12 protein-coding genes are annotated in these 16,612 nt (G+C 33.1%); 6 read left to right on the forward strand and 6 right to left on the reverse strand.

The window, feature by feature from the left end:
* Positions 1–51: 51 nt before the first annotated feature.
* Positions 52–795 carry a hypothetical protein gene (locus tag BD847_RS16185; protein ID WP_115889301.1) on the reverse strand — a complete coding sequence of 248 codons (744 nt, stop codon included), beginning with the start codon at positions 793–795 and terminating at the stop codon, positions 52–54.
* A gap of 176 nt (positions 796–971) precedes the next feature.
* Positions 972–3,407 carry a sensor histidine kinase gene (locus BD847_RS16190; RefSeq protein ID WP_115889302.1) on the reverse strand — a complete coding sequence of 812 codons (2,436 nt, stop codon included), beginning with the start codon at positions 3,405–3,407 and terminating at the stop codon, positions 972–974.
* A gap of 205 nt (positions 3,408–3,612) precedes the next feature.
* Between BD847_RS16190 and BD847_RS16195 the strand changes: the two genes are divergently transcribed.
* On the forward strand, positions 3,613–5,586 hold the full coding sequence (locus BD847_RS16195; RefSeq protein ID WP_208641809.1) for a sigma 54-interacting response regulator: 1,974 nt from the start codon (positions 3,613–3,615) through the stop codon (positions 5,584–5,586).
* Here the strand turns inward: BD847_RS16195 and BD847_RS16200 are convergent.
* Entirely contained in the window at positions 5,583–6,368 is a 786-nt protein-coding gene (locus tag BD847_RS16200) for an alpha/beta hydrolase (RefSeq protein WP_244201624.1), read from the reverse strand. The two genes, BD847_RS16195 and BD847_RS16200, sit on opposite strands and share 4 nt — an antisense overlap.
* A gap of 291 nt (positions 6,369–6,659) precedes the next feature.
* On the opposite strand from BD847_RS16200, the gene BD847_RS16205 reads away from it, so the two are divergent.
* On the forward strand, positions 6,660–7,496 hold the full coding sequence (locus tag BD847_RS16205; RefSeq protein WP_115889303.1) for an alpha/beta fold hydrolase: 837 nt from the start codon (positions 6,660–6,662) through the stop codon (positions 7,494–7,496).
* Between the two features lie 176 nt (positions 7,497–7,672).
* Here the strand turns inward: BD847_RS16205 and BD847_RS16210 are convergent, their stop codons facing one another.
* Together BD847_RS16210 and BD847_RS16215 are read right to left on the reverse strand one after the other, a co-directional pair.
* Positions 7,673–8,353: a metal-dependent hydrolase gene (locus BD847_RS16210; RefSeq protein WP_115889304.1), complete on the reverse strand. Its 681-nt coding sequence runs from the start codon at positions 8,351–8,353 to the stop codon at positions 7,673–7,675.
* Between the two features lie 154 nt (positions 8,354–8,507).
* Positions 8,508–10,652, reverse strand: a complete 2,145-nt coding sequence (locus BD847_RS16215; protein WP_115889305.1) for an alpha-N-acetylglucosaminidase — start codon at positions 10,650–10,652, stop codon at positions 8,508–8,510.
* 226 nt (positions 10,653–10,878) lie between these two features.
* Between BD847_RS16215 and BD847_RS16220 the strand changes: the two genes are divergently transcribed.
* Positions 10,879–11,337, forward strand: coding sequence for an RNA methyltransferase (locus BD847_RS16220; protein WP_115889306.1), 459 nt, complete (start codon positions 10,879–10,881; stop codon positions 11,335–11,337).
* Positions 11,338–11,364: 27 nt separating this feature from the next.
* Here the strand turns inward: BD847_RS16220 and BD847_RS16225 are convergent, their stop codons facing one another.
* Positions 11,365–12,387: a hypothetical protein gene (locus BD847_RS16225; protein WP_115889307.1), complete on the reverse strand. Its 1,023-nt coding sequence runs from the start codon at positions 12,385–12,387 to the stop codon at positions 11,365–11,367.
* Positions 12,388–12,587: 200 nt separating this feature from the next.
* Between BD847_RS16225 and BD847_RS16230 the strand changes: the two genes are divergently transcribed.
* From BD847_RS16230 to BD847_RS16240, 3 genes are read left to right on the forward strand one after another with little or no spacing between them, the layout of a single operon-like run.
* Positions 12,588–13,103 carry an RNA polymerase sigma factor gene (locus BD847_RS16230; RefSeq protein WP_115889308.1) on the forward strand — a complete coding sequence of 172 codons (516 nt, stop codon included), beginning with the start codon at positions 12,588–12,590 and terminating at the stop codon, positions 13,101–13,103.
* A gap of 50 nt (positions 13,104–13,153) precedes the next feature.
* Positions 13,154–14,053, forward strand: a complete 900-nt coding sequence (locus BD847_RS16235; protein WP_115889309.1) for a FecR family protein — start codon at positions 13,154–13,156, stop codon at positions 14,051–14,053.
* Entirely contained in the window at positions 14,054–16,588 is a 2,535-nt protein-coding gene (locus tag BD847_RS16240) for a carboxypeptidase-like regulatory domain-containing protein (RefSeq protein ID WP_115889310.1), read from the forward strand.
* Positions 16,589–16,612: the final 24 nt, after the last annotated feature.

Consider the following 16,612-nt stretch of genomic DNA (forward strand, 5'->3'; position numbering starts at 1 on the left):
AATTAATTTCAGTAATTTTTTGAATGAAGAATTTCTGTAACGAGTTAAATTTTATTTTACAGAATACGGTAACGAAAGATTACCGCTCACGACAGTATAAACTTTATAAACACCAAGCATTGGTTTTGTTCCTTCGCCTTCATGCGAACCTCCGGCGCCAGTGCTGACTTCCATATAACAGCTTACGGCATCGAACTTAAAATCGGTTTTATTGTTGATTCTGAAATTAGGTACAATTACTTTTATGGAATTTCCTTTTGCCACGATGTTGAAACCCGGGCTGTCCATATACATTGCCATGCCTGGATTTGTTGGAGGTAAAACTACTTTTGGATCTCCTTTTGTAAATTCTTTTACGGAAAGTCCGCCGCCAACACGTTTGTCTTCCACTAATAAAACCCAGTGCGCGTGCCAGATTAGGCCATCATTAAGGTAATTTCCGTCGAGATTTTCATCCCAAAGCGGTGTGTCTTCAAAATCTGGATGTGAGGTGAGGGCAAGTGCTACAATTCCTTCGGCTTGACCGAAACCAATATCAGAAGATTTTAAAGTAGTAGGGAAAACATACGCTAAAACCGGAGCGCCATTTAATTGCCCAACGGGTTTAGGCATTGTTTTTCCTGCAGTTCCTTCGACTTTTATATCCCAAACCGTCAAACCTAAATCTGCTTTATGGGTTATGGTAGCCGATTTGATTTTGAAATCATTGTTGTTGTAAGTGCCACATTTATCACAGGCTTTTGCGGCACTATAATTTAAAAATAGAATAACTAATAGTAGTATTGATTTTTTCATGATAAATGGTTTAAAGAGTTCATTTTCTTGAGAAACCAATTTACATGCCACGTCAATAAACTTATTGTTTACTAGGTCTTTAGCGTTATTTTCTTAGATCAAAGTGCTATATTTCGCTAAAGCGATTTAGATTAGTGAAATTTCGCTATAAAGAATTTTAGTGTTTTCTTTTCAAATTATCGTCTGTTTTCAATGATTGGAAATTCTTTTGAAAACTCAATTTTAAAGATTGTTCCGTTGTTATTTTCCATAGAAAAATTAGCATCCAAATCGTCGCTTAAACCTTTTATAAGACTTAGCCCAAACGAATTGATTTTTTGTGCACTAATATCAGTATCAAAACCAATTCCGTTGTCTGCGATGGTCAATAAAATTTTGTTTTCTTTAGTGGTTTCCAGTGTAATGTAAATCATTCCTGTACGATCTTCAGGGAAAGCATATTTTATTGAATTGGTAATCGCCTCGTTTAGAATAAGTCCAAGCGGAACGGCCTGCGCAACATCTAATTCTAACGGATCAATTTTTAATTCAAAACGAATTCGTTGCCCAAGAGAAAAAGATTCACGTAAATATTCTACCAATTCTCTGATGTAATTTGGCATATTGATCGTCGAGATATTTTCGGAATTGTATAATTTCTGATGAATTAATGACATCGAATGAATACGATGCTGACTGTTTTTGATTGCTGATAATGCCATATCATTTTCCAGATAAGCGGATTGTGAATTTAACAGACTTATTACAGTTTGTAGATTGTTTTTTACACGATGATGAATCTCTTTCAGAAGCCATTCTTTTTCATCGAGCAAATGCCTCAAATTGATGTTTTTCTGATTGATTTCTTTTTCTTTCAGTTCTAATTCGGCGTTAGTTCTTTGTTTCAAACGGTATCGATTATACAATAAAGCAATAAAAAGCACCAATAAAACCAAACTCCAGATTGAAAGCGTATTTATTAATTTTGATTTTTTTAATGCCGTTTCCTGTAAATCAGTTTCTTTGTCTAATAATTTGATTTTCTGTTCTTTGTTTTCAGTTTCATACTGAATTCTAAGTTCTTCAATTTGTTTGTTTTTGGCATAATCCAAAAGAGAATCACTCATTATTTTGTATAATTTATGATGCGCCAAAGCCGATTTAAAATCACCTTTTAAGGAATCTAATTTGACAAAAGACAGCTGTAACGCTTCTGAATTGTATGTTTTGTTATATTTTTTTGAAACAGTCTCAATTTTATCAATGTACAATTTTGTTTTTTGCAGGTTTTTTCGGTTTCCATAAAATAAAGCAATAGCCGAATACGTATTGCAAACATCTCTGTGGGTCTGTGGCGAGTCTAAAGCATCAGCAGCTTCTCCGGCTTTTATGAAATACTTTTCGGCGGTGCCATAATTTTTAATTCTCCAATAACAATTGGCATAACCGTAATTCATGAGCATATTGTCAAACTTATTTGGTGGCGCGTATTTACTTGTTATAGAATTCATGTATTCGATTGCCTCTTTATTTTTTCCTTTCTCTGACAAAGATGCTGTCGCTGTTATAAAACTCTTGTACCAACTTCCGCTGCTATAAATACTTTGTCCGTATTTAATGCTTTTTTCGGACATTTTTATTGCTTCATCAGTATGTCCCATTTGTAAATAAACGATTCCCAGTCGCATATAGAAAATATCGGCAAAGGTGTAGTCGTTTGTTTTCTCCATAGTTTCAACACTTTTCAGCGCATAATAAAGTGCATTTTTGATATTGAATTGTACGCCTTCGATATAAGAGATTGTAGTTTCGCTAAATTGTTGCTGTCTAAAGCCAATTTTTCGCATAGCGGCAATATTCTGATAAAGTATTTTCTTCGCGTCATTTATTTTTCCGTGCCAGAAATAAATCGTGCAAAGCTTCGATTTTACCTGAAGTACTTTTTCTTCTTGTCCCAGAGTTGTATATAAGGCTTCTGCTTCTTTTAGAATTTTTTCTTTTTCAGGATCGAGGTCATATTGATAGCTTGCCTGATTGTACAAAGCATCTGCGATTGCAGTTTTATCATTTGTTTTTCGGCATTCAGTTACAACTTGCAAAAAACATTTTTTGCTTTCCGGATAATTATTTATCTGAAAATAATATTTGCCAAGAAGCATTAAACTCTCATGTTGCCATTTTTGGATTTTTAGCTCATTGCTGATTTTTACTGCCTCGGATATGTAAATGTTGGCATTGGTTATATCTTCGGGTTTTGTAAAAGGTTGAAACAAATAATGAATTCCTAGTTGCAACGCTAATTTTATTTTCTCTACTTCTTTTGATTTAACGTAAAGCTGTTTTGCGGCGGTGATATTTCCGTTTTCGATTAATTTGCTTCCAATTAAAAAACTTCCATCATTAAAACCCTCGTCATAAGCTAAAGCCAACGGCAATTTATACGCTTTACAGGTAAGTACTACAGAACTATCAGCATCTATAGATCCCTGATTTGAATTGTATAAATAAGAAGAGCAAGTATGAATTAATAGTCGCTTCTTTTTTAAATCATAATTTACTGTTGCAGGATGGTTTTGTGCCTGAGAATTAATTGTAATAAAAAACAGCAGACAAAACGAGTAAAGTAGCTTCATGGTTTATTAGAATTAAATTTTAGTAAGTTTTAGATTAACAAATATAATTAGAAATGACATTCTGTTTTTGAAAAAATAAACGAAAATTAATATTAAATGTGATTTTTCTTTACCTAAATTTGACAAATGGTTATTTTAACTATTAGAATTTAACTATTTTTGTGTCAATGAATTACGTGCAATATTAGGTAAAATTTATTCACTTATGAAAAAGTCTTCCGATAACGGATATGAAGCTGTTTCTTCAGGATTGAAAAAACGAATTTTAATTGTAGAAGATCAATTTATTGAGGCGCATGATTTGCAGTTAATCCTCGAAAAAGCAAATTATGAAGTTACAGGAATTGCACGTTCGGTTGACTTGGCTTTGGAGCAAATTGAGATAGAAAAACCGGATTTAGTTTTTTTGGATATCATGCTGAAAGGCAGTAGAAACGGAATTGAACTGGCTCAAATTCTTCAAGAAAAATATATTGGCTTTATATTTATTTCGGCTAATTCTAGCAAAAGTGTTTTAGATCAGGCAAAAACGACACATCCGTACGGATTTATTGTAAAACCATTTCGGGATCAGGATGTACTTACAACACTTGAAATTGCCTTTTATCGTCAGCAATATAGCTTGGAATCGCAATTAATTCAGCAATATCAGCTTCAAAAAGGTGTTGCAGAAATTATAAATTCTGATTTAGAAAAAGAAGATGCCTTATTGGCTTTCGCAAAAGTGATTCAGACTTTTATTCCGTTTGACTATCTGGAAACGGGATTTGTGACCACAACGCATTACGATAATTTCGGGATTATTAGAAAAAATATAGATTTATACCAAATCATTAATCCGCAAAAGCTTTCGCAGATTTCGGCTGTTTCAGAAAAGGAATTAAATGAAATTTACAGAAAGTCAAAACTAGATAAAGAACCTATTATTTATAGTGAAGAATCGTTAATAAATAATCTACAGGCGGCACCAATAAAAGCTTTGATCACACATAACTTCAGGATAAAATCGTATTTGGTTTTTCCGGTTTCGGTCGCAACGATTCAAAGCTATCATTTCACTTTCTATAGCCGAAACCTCAATATTTATTCACAGGAAAATTTAAAGCTTTTAAATGCTCTTGAACCAGTTTTTTCTCAGTTTATAAATAAAATTTATTCCAAAGAAAAGTATAGTTTACCCATTTCAAAAACAGAAAATAAAAGTACAAACCCGACCAATACCGCAGAAGGTTTTGAAGGAATTATTGGCAATAGCTCGCAAATGATTTCCGTTTTTAATTATATCCGAAAAGTGGCGCCATCTGATACTTCTGTTTTAGTTTTAGGCGAAAGCGGCACCGGAAAAGAGAAAATTGCACAAAGTATTCATGCATTATCTCCAAGAAAAGACAAACCATTAGTAATAATAAACTGCGGAACTATTCCTGAAAACCTTGCAGAATCCCTGCTTTTTGGGCATGAAAAAGGTGCTTTTACAGGCGCTTTAGACAGAAGAATTGGAAAGTTTGAACTGGCGGATGGTGGTACAGTTTTTTTAGATGAAATAGGAGAGATGTCGCTGGAACTTCAGGTAAAATTACTTCGGGTTTTACAGGAAAGAGAAATCGAACGAGTAGGAGGAACTTCTTCTATGAAAATTGATGTGAGAATTATTGCGGCAACCAATAAAAATCTTGAAGAAGAAGTGGCTGCCGGAAGATTTAGAATGGATTTGTATTATCGATTGCATGTTTTTCCGATAGTTGTTCCGTCATTAAAAAAACGAAAAGAGGACATTCCGGATTTGGCCAATCATTTTATAAAACTCTACAGCGAAAGAATGGGAAGAAAAGCACCAGTTCTTTCTGATTTTGCTCTTCAGCAGATTCAGGATTACAATTGGCCCGGAAATATCAGAGAACTTGAACATGTGATACAGCGTACCATTTTGCTGACGGATGGCAATGTTATTAAGGAAATTGGGCTTTCTGTTTCCTCCAAAATACATCCGGAGCAGGTTTCTGAGCCATTTTCTATTAAAACCATTTTAGAAAATGAAAGAGATTATATTCTTTATATTCTTAAGAAATGCAACGGAAAAATTTCAGGTGTTGGTGGTGCAGCCGAAATTTTAGACATTCATCCTTCGACTTTAAATTCCAAGATAAAAAAGCTGGAAATAAAAAGAGAAATCAGTTAAGTGATTTTTGCCAGCCAGTTTGCGATATATTCTGCAATACTTTTCCAGTTTTCCTGTTTTGAAATGAGATGATTTGAATTTTGAAATTCTTTGTACGACGTAATAGAATGAAGATTTTTATATTTTTTGAAATTTAAGTATTGAAGCGAAGCAGGGATAAAAGCATCGGAAGAACCAGCTACAAATAAAATAGGATTGTGTTTTTTTTGGAAATCTATTTCACCTGATTTAGAAAATAGATCTCGTATAATCAATTTAGACTCTGGAATTCGAAGCTTTTCATAAGTATCTTTTTGATCCTCGAAAGGCATTTGAGAAGTAAATTTACTTTGCCATTCTTTAAAAGACATTAGATAGGATTTATTTGCGGGTGTAAAAAGACCATAAGCGTTCCAAATAGCTTTAAAAAAAGAAATATTGAAGCGAATTAAATTCCCCGGGGGAAATGAATTTACACAGATTACGGCTGAACCTAGTTCTTTCTGAAGGAGCAATTGCGCAACAAGACCTCCGTAAGAATGTCCAATTAAAATTGGATTTTCAGGGAGTTTTTCGATAATTTCTGTATAATAATCCAAAAGATCGTTTAAATGTATTGAAGCTATTTTTGAGTTTGGATGTGTTTGTCTCAAAATTGTTGCCGATTCATTTTTGTATAACCAAGGCGGCGCGACGGTTTTGTATCCTTTATTTTCAAAAAAAATAATCCATTCTTCCCAGTAAGAATGACTTATAAATGCGCCTGTAATAAACATAATCGTTTTTTTATTAGATAAATACATAGCACCTTGTTTAGATTATTTTCAGAAAAGCGTAACCGAGTTGTTTAGATATCATTTTTAAAACAAAAGGAATGCCCTTTTTGTAAAGTATTGATTATGATAGTATTCTATAAAAAGCCGATTTTAGAATTATTATATATCGTTAAAAAGAAGTTTTGATTATTGAAATATCATAATTTCAAGATGCGAGCATGATCTTAAAAGCTTTATTTATAGCGTTTTATGTTTTGGTTTAATCTTTGCCTGCCTCAGTTTCAAGTAACTATTGATTCTAATCTTTAAATTATAATTATGAAAAAAATCTATGATGCAGAAACACGATTTGCCGATCTAGGTGATCGTAAAATTGCTTATCGTTCTTATGGAAAGGGAAAGGCAATAATTTTTGTGAATCGTTTTAGAGGAATTCTCGATACTTGGGATCCTTTGTTTGTAGCAATGTTGGCTGAAAAGTTTAATGTTATTGTGTTTGATTATTCCGGAATTGGTTCTTCTACAGGAAGTTTGGCTCCTGATGTTACGATAGTGGCGAAAGATGTGAAAGATCTTGCAGATTTTTTGAAGTTAGATTCTGTTGTAGTTTTAGGCTGGTCTTATGGAGGTTTGGTAGCGCAGGCTGCGACATTGTTGTATCCTAACCTTGTGACACATGCGGTTTTAGTTGGTACAAATCCGCCAGGGCAAAATGAGATTCCAATTGAGCAGGCATTTTTTGATGCAGCGTTAAAAACATTAAATGATTTTGAGGACGAAATTGTGTTGTTCTTCGAACCAAAATCTGAGTCGAGCCGTTTTGCAGCAAAAGCCTCGCACGACAGAATTCACAAAAAAATCGAAATAGCGAAGATCCCTTCAACAATGGATGTTTTTCAATTGTATTTTGGTGGTGGCGATGGATTTAGAGAAGATATTTTAAATTTTAGAGAACAAATTAAAAAGACCAAAACTCCAATTTTGATTATTATGGGAGATCACGATATTAGTTTTGCTGTAGATAACTGGTATCCGTTTATTAATCAAATGGCAAATGCTCAAATGATCGTTTATTCTGGAACCGGGCATGCGCCGCAGCATCAATTTCCGGAACTTACTTCAAAATACATATCCAATTTTATAAAATACGCATAATCAAATCTGACCTCAGTAGTAAGAGGAAGTTTTTTGCGTCTAAAGGAATAGTTTCAGCACCTATTCCTTTTTTTTTGAAAAATTTTAAAAGTGATCATTTTCAATAATAATTATTCAGTGATATTTCGCTAAAAAAGAAGTTTTAACGAAATATCATTGTAAAAGAGCAGCTAAAATCATAAATCGATTGTACTGTTTATTTTAGGTAAGAAAAGTTCAAGTCCGGCACTTTTGAAATCATTCATCGCTTTTTGATGATCCATAACAATGAAGCCGAATGTATCATAATGAACACCTAAAATTTTAGTGACACCAACTAGTTTTGAAGCTTCAATTGCTTCTTCAATTCCCATGGTAAGTCCGTCGCCAATTGGGAAAACGGCAAAATCAAGTTTTGTGAATTTAGGAATAAGCTGCATGTCAAGAGTTAATGCAGTATCGCCGCTGTAATAGAAATTTCCATCAGAAGTAGTTAATACAAAACCGCAGGCAATTCCGCCATAAGTTCCGTCAATAAAACTGCTTGGATGTTGCGCTACAACGCATTTTACCGTTCCAAAATCAAAATTAAATTTTCCTCCCGGATTGATTGGATGCGCGTTTTCTATTCCGTTTTTTAATAACCAGTTATAGATTTCGAAATTGCCTAAAACTTTTGCTCCGGTATTTTTTGCAATTCGCTCAACATCGAGAATATGATCGTAATGCGCGTGAGAAATAAAGATATAATCTGCTTTTATTGCATCGACATCAACCTCTTTGGCTAATTCGTTTGGCGTAATAAAAGGATCAAAAAGAATGTGTTTTCCATTGGCGTAGACCGAAAAACAGGAATGTCCGTAATAAGTAACTTTCATGATATTTAGGTTTAGTGATTTATAATTCAATAGTATTTTTCAAGAAATATGCCATGAAGAGACACTCTATAATATGTTGGTTTGCAAAGAGTTTTAAAAAGAAAAGGAATGAGCATTACACTCATTCCTTTTAATTCAATTTAATTGATAAAAATTATTTAAGTATTTCTTTTATAATTTGATTCTGTTGCATTTTTGAAATTTTCACAGGTTGATACATATCAGATTTATTACACCAATTTTGTTCAAATGCAAAATAATCAGGATCTGGAATAGAGGCGTCGCCTTTTAATTCGGCAAGTGATTTGGTTACAAATAATTCCCATCTTGGTAAATAAAAACTACTCATTAAGCCGCTCCATTCTTTGTTTGCATATTCATGAAGATCGGTGTCAGGATTATTAGGTCCCCAAAACGTAATCTGCATTTTTGCATTCTTTAAGGCAAGTTCTTTTTCGCTTGGAGTTTTGCCGAAATCACGAGCTTGTTTCAGCCATGAATAAAGTTGAAAATGTTCATTAGAACTCAATAAAGAATCCTGCATTTTAATCATCGATAAAAACAATGACGATTGTTTTGAGAACTGTTCTATATTTTTTTGTTCAAAAGCTGTTACCATATCTTTATAGACATTTTCGCCCATATTGGACAAAACCTGACGCATAAAATCTACCTTATCAATTTGGTACGTATTGCTATCGTTCATTTCATCTGAAGCAGCTATAAAAAGTTTTACACCTTCTTTAAATTTTTCCGTATCGTAATTTCTCTCTCTTGTTCCCCACGAAGAAACGCTGCCTACTTTTAAGGAAGGTCTCGCACAAAAAACAGATTCAGATGGACCTTCTTGTGATTTTTCAAAACTGGAGTAAATGGTCTGTAAAAAAATCTCCCAGGCCTGATATATTTTTTCGTTTGATTTTCCGTATCGTGCATCAACAAACGATTTTATCCAATCTTTGGTTTGCACTTTTTCCTGATGCCACGCAAGATCCAAAACCAAATCATAAACTGCCGGATTGTTGTGTATCCCTTCTGGCATAATACCCACGCCTTTCATTACAGATGCATATTCGCTATTATTTGCGCGGTATACTTCGTCGGCAAAACGTTGGAGCTTTCCGTACATTCCGCTTTTTTCTCCAAAATTGGTTACCGTACACCAGATAAATGGTGTGTTCTCATATCCTTTTCGGGTAAACCAATTATTTGTGTTTTCACCAAATAATTCTTGTACCAATACTTTAGACTTGTCTAGTTTTGATAAAATTTGTGTAGAAGGATTATTTTGCCATCCCATCAAAACCCATGTACTTTCAGGGAAATGTTTTTGCATTTCGGTTTGCACCAATTTTCCATAATCTGCGACATTGATATTTTCTGATTTTCCACCTTCGTGAAAAGGATCTCCGGAGAAATAATGCAAATCGTTGCCGTACAACTTGATCATTTCATTATAATAAATGTCAGCTATTTTTTTAAAGTTATCATCAGGTTTAAGAAATGCCGGACGCTGAAAACCGCCAGCCCATTTTCCTTGTTCTATTACATCTATTCCTTTATCTTTTAGATTAGAAGGCACCATTCCGTAAAAACCCTGCATTACTGGTTGCATGCCAAAGGTTCTCATTCTTGCCAGTATCTTTTTTTGCAAATTTGTTTGTTGATCAATAATTCCCTGAGTGACCGGACCGCCCCAACCTTCTAAATTACCCATGAGCCACCAGGCCGAAAACGCCGGACCAGCAATAAATTGCAGAATTTCTTTTTCGCTATATCCTAATTTTCGCAATGTATTTTGCCAAACCGCTTCAGCTCCAATAGGCGCCAGAACTAAGTTTACACCATTCAAAGCCATCCAATCCAGTTCATGTTCCCAATCTTTCCAGCCATAAAAACTCATTGTATAATTGATGGTGCAGTAATTAAGAGCAAATCGGATATCTGCATTCGATGTAATTTTTACAGGTTCATTAATTACAGGAAATTGATTAACAGCAGAAAGATTATCGCCCATGTGCGACATCGAACGATGACAATAATTTTTAAGATAATAACCAAGTCCTTTGGCGGCAGCACTGGCACTAGATGCCGATATAACGAGGTTTTTGTTTTTTGTTTGAAGTATAAATAGATCCTTTCCGTTTTCTTTTGGGATGGATAAAAATGATGTTCTTTCAGACAACCACGGTACGCGTCTTTGCGCTAACTCTTTTACAGGTTGATAGACAGATTGGGCATTTACGGTTAGTTGAAATAATAAGAAAAGGGTAAGAAAGCTTATTTTCGTTGGTTTCATTTTTGCTAATTCGTTTTGTGGCTTAGTTAATTTTTATTTTATAAAGATATAATTATTCTCAGCAAAAAATGTTTCACTGAAATTTTGCTTTACTATTTTGAGTAAAAAATAATTCTACTAAAATTTCATAATCTATAGAAATAACTATAAGCAAACCAATCTCAGCTCTCAATTACCTCTGAATAAAAAATTGATTTATGTGCTTACAGTTTGTACTTTTGCGCCTATGAATGATAATTTTACAAACGAATATTTTGGAATAGGAATACAAAATGGTAAAACACCAGAAAATTTGGGTGTTTTATGGCGTTCTGCCCAAAATTTAGGTGCTACTTTTATATTTACTATTGGAAATCGCTATGCCAAACAAGCTTGTGACACTCACGATGCTGTAAAAGCAATTCCTTACTTTCATTATGAAACTTTTGAAGCTTTTTATGAAAATTTGCCAAAGGGAGCAAGGTTAGTAGGTGTTGAATTATCTGATAAAGCTGCAGATTTAGAAACTTTTGAGCATCCAAGACGCTGCGTGTATTTATTAGGCGCAGAGGATCATGGTTTATCTAAATATGCAATGGATAAATGCCATCATTTAGTAAAATTCAAATCGGAGAAAAGTTTAAACGTGGCTGTTGCGGGAACGATTATTATGTATGATCGAAATTTAGCTAAACCACGTTCTTGATACTATAGAAAAGAGCAGAAGTAAAGTTTAGTATTTTTCAAAATAAAGATAATTTGTGCTATTGCTTACGTCACGTAATCTGATTTGCGAGTTGTTAAACTCAAACAACTTCCAATTGTTATTTAACTTACTAAGTAAAGCGGAGTTAAAATTCAATTTTAATTCTTTAGAGCCGCTTTGTGTTGTAGTTTCCCATTGACCTGTTTCTGAAACTCCTCCTTTTGTAGCAACTATAGATTTATCGCTTTTAAAGACAAATGAATAGCCGCTGTAAGAACTTGTTTTATCTGAATCGGCAAAGTAATAAGGAATTTCCCAGGTTCCTTTTGTTATTGTTGCTGTAAAATCCAATGTTACAATATTGTTTTCCGGACAATAATCAATTGCATATTTTATGGCATTTTCGAACTCTAGATTATTCGTAATTGATTTTATTTGACCGTTGTAATCTGCAATCGAAATTGGATATTGTAACGAAATATACTGACTATTGTTTAAGTTTTTTATAAAAGTAAAAAAGGCCTGATCGCTTATAATCGATTGAGAACTTGCAATTTGATTGCCGCTATTATAAATATTAATTGTGATTGGATAATTGATATTTAGTCCGTTGATTTTGGATAAAAGATCCGGATATTTATTCCAATAATCGATTAAGGAATCAAAATCGGCTTCATTCGGAATTAGTTTTTCGATGTAATTGTAGTAAACCATCGTTACAGGAAAATCTATTTTTACAATATCATCATCAGTAGAACTTGCGTTGATATTATCTAAAACTTTTTGATAATCGGCAGTTGTATTCAATGCAATTTTGGCACTATTAACAGTAACCGTATACGGAAGTTTTATAGTGCAATAAGTAGAACCGTCGATTATATTGTCCTGCACCGTTGGAACCATTGCAACCCTTTGCAAGTAAGTTGTAAGCGGAGAAGCATTTGTGACTGTTCCTTGTGTGTTATTATTATCCTGCTCATCAATTTCATTTTGACAAGAGAATAAAAACAAGATAATCACTATCGATAAATATTTTTTTAAAGGGAACATATTTATATTTTTACAAATGTAATAAAATTTAAGAAGCTGTTTTTTAATAAATTCGCTATCAAGAATTTCAATTTTAATTTTTTATATTTAAAATTAATATAAGAAATTCCATTTCATATTGGTATATAACAATCAGCTTTGTGTTTACCCTACTTAAACTAAAAACAAATACTTTTACATTGTAAAATCCAAAAAACGAAATGTCAGTTAAAAACGAATCAAATACTTGCGACGAAATAATTTTTTCGTCTTTCTTCAAAAGTCAGATAAAAGCACTTCGGAATTTTCTTTTTTACAAATTTGGCAATATAGATCAGGCAGAAGATTTGGCGCAGGAAGCATTTGTAAAGCTTTGGCAAAATTGTTCTTCGGTACCTTTGGAAAAAGCAAAATCATATATTTATACTATCGCAAACAATAGTAGTTTAAACGAAATAGCACATAAAAAAGTTGTTTTGAGATATGAAAAAAACTTTTCGGGTTTAGATAAAACAAATGAAAATCCGGAATATATTCTGGAAGAAAAACAGTTTCAGGACAAACTTTTGAAAGCCATTGAAAACTTAAACGAAAAGCAGCGTGTTGCTTTTTTGATGCACCGAATTGATAAAAAAAAATATAGCGAAATAGCCTTGGAATTGAATATAAGCGTAAAAGCGGTCGAAAAACGTATTCATTTGGCGTTACTTAGCTTACGCAAAGAAATTGACTTATAAAAGTAGGGTAAAATTAGTTTTAATTGTTTTAATGTAATAATAGCAGTACAATGAAAAAGGATCAATTATTAGCCAAATGGCTTAACAATGATTTGTCAGAAGATGAATTAGCCGAGTTTAAAGCAAGCCCCGATTTTGAAAAATACCAAAAAATAAAAAACTATACGGATCATTTAGAAGTAGGCGATCTGGATGAAAATACTATGCTTTCTAACGTTCTAAAACAGAAAAAAGCGACTCCAAAAGTGGTTCCGTTATATAAAACATGGATGTTTAGAGCTGTAGCGGTCTTTGTTTTAGCTCTTGGAGTTATGTTTGTTTTGAAATTTTTTATACCTGAAACACAAACGGCGAATTTTGGAGAGAAAACCAGTTTTTCATTACCGGATAATTCAGAAGTTGTCCTAAACTCGGGCTCAGAAATAAACTATAAAAAATGGAATTGGGACAATCACAGACATCTCGAACTAAAAGGTGAAGCTTATTTTAGAGTAGCGAAAGGCCGAAAATTTGAAGTACAAACCAGTCTGGGGAAAGTAACGGTTTTAGGAACCCAGTTTGATGTTAAAGCAAGAAAAAACAGGTTTGATGTTGTGTGTTACGAAGGGCGTGTAAAAGTAAATTATGCCAATACTCAAATTTTATTAACGCACGGACAAAGTGTTAGTTTCGAAAACGGTAAGCAAGCTAACATAAACGTAACGTCTTTAAAACCGGAATGGATTGACGATCAAATATGTTTTTATAAAGAAGATATCAGAAGCATTTTAGACGAAGTTGAGAGACAATATAATATTTCAATTGAATTAAATTCAAAAGATACAACCTCCTTGTTTACAGGAAAATTACCCGCTAAAGACTTAAATGTTGCTTTGCAGATTATTAGCACAACTTATCATTTGAAGGCGAATAAAGTTTCAAAAAATAAAATAATTTTTGACGGAAAGTAAATGTTGCTCCCCAAACAATTTCATTTTTTGTTTTTCCTGTTTTTCCTTGCCCTAAGTGCTTTTGCTCAGGACAAAGGCGAAGCTGTGCCACTGAAAAACATAATGATGGAAATGGAGCAGCAACATCATGTAAATTTTAATTATACAGAAAATAATGTTGAAGACGTTCAATTAATACCACCCAAAAAGTCACTTTCCTTAGAGCAAAAACTAGAATATCTTTCAAAGAAAACAAATTTGTCTTTTGAAAATATTGATAATAAATTCATCAATATTTATAAAAAAGAGAAAGATTCACTGATCGTTTGCGGATACGTTTTTTCTAATTCAGACAACAAACCAATTGGGAATGCCAATATTAGTTTGCCCAATAAAACACTGGCTTCAACTAACTCAAACGGTTATTTTGAGTTTAAAAAAGAAAACGAAACAAGCATCCTGATTAGTCACGTCGGATTTATAAGCAAACGAATTGCGCTACCCAATTCCGACTCTAAAAATTGTCTTCAAATACAATTAGAACCTGAAATTACAGCACTTGCAGAAATTAAAACCAACGCTATTTTGGCTTCCGGAATTTCTAAAAACAAGGATGGTTCATTTGAAATTAAACCTAAGAAATTCGGTATTTTACCTGGGCTTATTGAGCCTGATGCATTGCAAACCATGCAGCAAATTCCCGGCGTAAACAGTATTGATGAAAGTGTTTCAAGCATTAATGTTCGTGGCGGTACGCACGACCAGAATTTATTTTTGTGGAATGGAATACGAATGTACCAAACGGGACATTTTTTTGGTTTAATATCGGTTTTTAATCCCAATTTGGCGCATACCATTTCGATTTATAAAAACGGAAGTTCTGCATTTTTTGGGGAAAGTGTTTCCAGTGTAGTCGCTATTTCGTCGACTCCGGAAACGGCAGAAAAGAATTCATTTAGCGCAGGAATCAATATGATTAATGCTGATGTTTATGGGAAGTATAATCTTTCGAAAAAAAGTTATATCGAAATTTCAGCACGAAAATCGATTACTGATTTTGTAGAAACACCTACTTACAAAGAATATTTCGACAAAATTTTTCAGAACACTACAATTAAAGATTTTTTGCAAAACCAAAATGTTGATTATGAAAGTGACAAAAAATTTGGTTTCTACGACGCAACATTAAAATATGGTCAAAAAATAGGAAGTAAAGACCAAATAATCCTCGATTTAATTACCATCAAAGACAATCTGGAAGTATTTCAAAGTGCGATGGGTAACAACATATATAAATCGGAAGATAATGTTTTACGTCAACAGAATTACGGTGGAAATTTGTCTTGGAAGAGAAATTGGAATAGTTTCAATACTACGAAAATCAATGTTTATACTTCAGCGTATGAACTTTTAGCCAAGCAAAAAACGACCAATGAAAATCAAATCGTGATTCAGGAAAACACAGTTAATAATAATGGAATTAACTTAGAGAATAATCATATCATCAGTTCCAGATTTAGTTTTAATGACGGATATCAGTTTAATGAAACAGGTATTACGAACTTAGAGGATGTAACGAATCCAGATTTTTATCGAAAAGTTAAAGATGTGTTGAGAACTCATGCCTTAATTTTGGAAGGAAAATATAACGATACACTTTCCCGAATATATTTTAAGGCTGGTACGCGTATTAATTATATTGAAAAGTTTAAAAAATATATTGTTGAACCACGAGTTCAGTTTAGTTATGGTCTTAGCAAAAGTTTAATTTTAGAATTGTTGGGCGAGTTAAAAAGTCAAAACTCGCAACAAATCATCGATTTGCAAAAAGATTATTTTGGTATTGAAAAAAGACGCTGGATTATCTCCAATAATACCACCATTCCGATTCAGAAAAGTAAGCAGCTATCTTTAAATTTATTCTACAAAAAAAATGACTGGTTATTAGATATTGAGAATTTTTACAAGAAAGTAGAAGGAATTACAACCTCTAGTCAAGGTTTTCAGAATCAGTTAGAGTTTGTGAAAACCACTGGTGACTATGAAGTTTGGGGAACAGAAATTCTGGTTCAGAAGAAAATGAATCATTTTCTGACTTGGTTAAGCTATACTTATAATCATAACAATTATAATTTTTCCAATTACCAATATCCAATTTTCCCGAACAACTTTGAGCTAATGCATACAGTTTCGTGGGCCGGAATTTTTGAGAAAAATAATTTCAAAATTGCTTTGGGAACAAAATTATCTTCGGGCAGACCAAAAACTTCTCCTAAAAGCTCTCTTATAGACGTTTCAAATCCAACACTGATTTATAATACTCCGAATAATACCAATTTAGATTTTTTTTCGCAGGTTAATTTCTCGTCTACTTATAAGTGGGACACTGAAAAAGGAATTCAGTATAAAGTAGGAGTGTCCATTTTGAATGTCTTAAACAGGAAAAATGAAATCAGCGAATATTATAGAATTAGTTCTCTCACCAATTCTATAGAAGAAGTTGAAACATTTGCATTGCAAAGAACTCCAAACATGAGTTTTAGGGTTTCATTCTAAGACTATTTAGGCAAGGTTGTAAAA

Source organism: Flavobacterium cutihirudinis, from assembly GCF_003385895.1.
Lineage (GTDB): Bacteria > Bacteroidota > Bacteroidia > Flavobacteriales > Flavobacteriaceae > Flavobacterium > Flavobacterium cutihirudinis.

What these genes read in the sequence shown, in the direction of transcription:
- BD847_RS16185 (WP_115889301.1), bottom strand. Translation starts at nt 795, where the DNA reads ATGAAAAAATCAATACTACTATTAGTTATTCTATTTTTAAATTATAGT.
- BD847_RS16190 (WP_115889302.1), bottom strand. Translation starts at nt 3,407, where the DNA reads ATGAAGCTACTTTACTCGTTTTGTCTGCTGTTTTTTATTACAATTAAT.
- BD847_RS16195 (WP_208641809.1), top strand. Translation starts at nt 3,613, where the DNA reads ATGAAAAAGTCTTCCGATAACGGATATGAAGCTGTTTCTTCAGGATTG.
- BD847_RS16200 (WP_244201624.1), bottom strand. Translation starts at nt 6,368, where the DNA reads ATGTATTTATCTAATAAAAAAACGATTATGTTTATTACAGGCGCATTT.
- BD847_RS16205 (WP_115889303.1), top strand. Translation starts at nt 6,660, where the DNA reads ATGAAAAAAATCTATGATGCAGAAACACGATTTGCCGATCTAGGTGAT.
- BD847_RS16210 (WP_115889304.1), bottom strand. Translation starts at nt 8,353, where the DNA reads ATGAAAGTTACTTATTACGGACATTCCTGTTTTTCGGTCTACGCCAAT.
- BD847_RS16215 (WP_115889305.1), bottom strand. Translation starts at nt 10,652, where the DNA reads ATGAAACCAACGAAAATAAGCTTTCTTACCCTTTTCTTATTATTTCAA.
- BD847_RS16220 (WP_115889306.1), top strand. Translation starts at nt 10,879, where the DNA reads ATGAATGATAATTTTACAAACGAATATTTTGGAATAGGAATACAAAAT.
- BD847_RS16225 (WP_115889307.1), bottom strand. Translation starts at nt 12,387, where the DNA reads ATGTTCCCTTTAAAAAAATATTTATCGATAGTGATTATCTTGTTTTTA.
- BD847_RS16230 (WP_115889308.1), top strand. Translation starts at nt 12,588, where the DNA reads ATGTCAGTTAAAAACGAATCAAATACTTGCGACGAAATAATTTTTTCG.
- BD847_RS16235 (WP_115889309.1), top strand. Translation starts at nt 13,154, where the DNA reads ATGAAAAAGGATCAATTATTAGCCAAATGGCTTAACAATGATTTGTCA.
- BD847_RS16240 (WP_115889310.1), top strand. Translation starts at nt 14,054, where the DNA reads ATGTTGCTCCCCAAACAATTTCATTTTTTGTTTTTCCTGTTTTTCCTT.